This is a genomic window from Thioalkalivibrio sp. ALE16, from assembly GCF_000381305.1.
In the GTDB taxonomy this organism is placed as follows: domain Bacteria; phylum Pseudomonadota; class Gammaproteobacteria; order Ectothiorhodospirales; family Ectothiorhodospiraceae; genus Thioalkalivibrio.
This window is the reverse complement of record NZ_KB906391.1, coordinates 1-1,613: the sequence shown is the minus strand read 5'-3', so window position 1 is coordinate 1,613 and position 1,613 is coordinate 1. Positions and strand designations below refer to the sequence as shown.

Sequence of the window (1,613 nt, the reverse complement as noted above, 5' to 3'; positions counted from 1 at the left end):
GGATCGGGCAGGGGTGCGCCGGCTCACCGGTCGATCCATTCACTTCACCCACCACGGGGACACCGCTCCCCGTGGGGGCGGTCTGTCCCCTCCATGCAGGAGATAGACCTATGCTGATCAAAACGATTGCTCATGCGCGCATTGCCGATCTGAAACCGATTTCCCGGGGACGATTCGAGCTGTGTCGCTCTGGCACTCGATACCGCATCGGTATTCAACCCAACGGATCCATTCGGCTCCTATCCGTCTCGTCCGCCCGCGCGGCCTGACGGCTCTCAACCCACCACGGGGACACCGCTCCCCGTGGGGGCGGTCTGTCCCCTCCATGCAGGAGACTGACCATGTCCATGCTGATTCACATCGTCCCCGACACGGACCCCTTCAACCCACGCGAAGACTGCGACAACCTCCTCGGTAACATGGTGTGCTGGCACAGCCGCTATGAACTGGGAGACGAACAGCCGGCAGACAGCCCCCGCGAGTGGGCGCTGCAGGTGGCATGCAAGTTCAACCCCTCCATTGAAGATCAGGTCGAGCGTTTCGCCGACAGACTGTGGAACCGCCTGGACTCCACCGAGCCTCGCCTGGAGAAGAGGCTGCACGAGCACAGCCAACAGGTGATCCAGTTCCAACAAGAGAAGGTGGATGCGATCCTCGATCGATACATGATCATGGTGCCGCTTTACCTCTATGACCACTCGGGGGTCACGATGTCCACCCGACCATTCAGCTGTCCATGGGATAGCGGTCAGGTCGGGTGGATCTACGTGACCCGCGAAGACGCCCGCCGCGCGTTCGGGTGGAAGCGTCTGAGCCCGAGACGGGAGGCGCGAATCCGCTCGATCCTGGAGGCCGAGGTCGCCACTTACGACCAATACCTGCAGGGCGAGGTGTACGGATACGTCGTCTATGAGAACGGGGTCGAGGTGGATTCCTGCTGGGGCTTTTTCTCCGATGCGTTCGGCGAGGACTACCGGCAAAACGGCATGGCCGATCACTGGCCGGACGGATGGGAGAACGCCCAAATCGTCGTGTCCATGGATCCGCATGACCAGCTCGAAGTGGCCTAGTGGTCACATTGCCATGAGCCGCGAGCATCGAATGTTGTTCGCAGCATCTACCCTGACGGCCTTCGGGCCGTCATTCCCCAGGGTCGCGCGCGGCCCTGGGGAATGGCGGCTTTACCGCCCGCCTGAGCGTATCAGGCACCCTTAAAGCCCCTCCGGACCGGGAGGCGGGGCCCGGCACCGCCGGTCGGTCCATTTACTTCACCCACCACGGGGACACCGCTCCCCGTGGGGCGGTCTGTCCCGACACTCTGAGGAGACCGCTATAATGGAAAGCATGCTTGCGTTCGACACCCATGCCTACGTCAAGAAGCTCCGCTCCGCCGGTGTATCGGAGGAGCAGGCGGAAGTGCAAGCGCAGGCGATGCTGGAGCTCATGGAATCGAGGGTGGCCACGAAGGAGGATTTCCGGCTCCTTCGCGAGCAGATGGCCACGAAGGAGGACCTCCGAGAACTGGAAGCCCGTATGGCCTCCAAGGGGGACCTCCGGGAGATCGGATCGAGGATCGATTCGATCGAGTCGCGTATGGCCTCCAAGGAGGACCT

The 1,613-nt window shown here is 62.5% G+C and carries 2 protein-coding genes; both read left to right on the top strand.

Translation table 11 applies throughout. The features are described from left to right. Positions 1–341: 341 nt before the first annotated feature. On the top strand, positions 342–1,070 hold the full coding sequence (locus tag F627_RS0115480; protein WP_019584592.1) for a hypothetical protein: 729 nt from the start codon (positions 342–344) through the stop codon (positions 1,068–1,070). Between the two features lie 265 nt (positions 1,071–1,335). Next, the coding region (locus tag F627_RS0115475; RefSeq protein ID WP_026332147.1) for a DUF1640 domain-containing protein at positions 1,336–1,613 on the top strand (278 nt) is incomplete at its 3' end.

Coding starts and splice junctions, on each gene's coding strand:
- F627_RS0115480 (WP_019584592.1), top strand. CDS start 342: ATGTCCATGCTGATTCACATCGTCCCCGACACGGACCCCTTCAACCCA.